This window comes from Bradyrhizobium sp. 18BD, from assembly GCF_054185225.1.
On sequence record NZ_JAVAYL010000266.1, the window covers coordinates 1 to 438 of the forward strand.

The 438-nt window shown below is 64.6% G+C and carries 1 protein-coding gene; it reads left to right on the forward strand.

Annotation, left to right across the window (positions count from 1 at the left end):
- Positions 1-438: pilus assembly protein N-terminal domain-containing protein (locus RAD16_RS41405; protein WP_458163735.1), on the forward strand; the 438-nt coding region annotated here is incomplete at both ends.

The following is a 438-nucleotide window of genomic DNA, read 5'->3' on the forward strand; positions in this document are numbered from 1 at the left end:
GACCCGCCAGGTATTGCTCTCGATCGGCCAGGGCGAGTTGATCACCCTTCCGTCCGACGTTGCCGACGTGTGGGTGTCCAACCCGAGCACTGCCGACGTCTATGTCAGCAACGCGCGCCAGATCCATCTGTTCGGCAAGGAATTCGGCGAAGCGACCGTGTTCGCGACGAATGCGAGCGGCGCCGTGATCTATTCGGCCAACGTCCTGGTCAGCCAGAACATCACGTCGATCGATCGCATGATGAAGCTCGCGATGCCCGATGCCGACATCCATGTGACGACGACGGGCCAGATCGCCGTGCTGACCGGCACGGTCGCCGCACCGGAGGACAGCGCCCAGGCCGAACGGCTGGTGACGGCGCTGCTCAACCCCGGCGTCAACGTCTCCGAGGCCACCGCCACCCTGAAGATCGCCGTGTTCAACCGGCTTCGCACTGC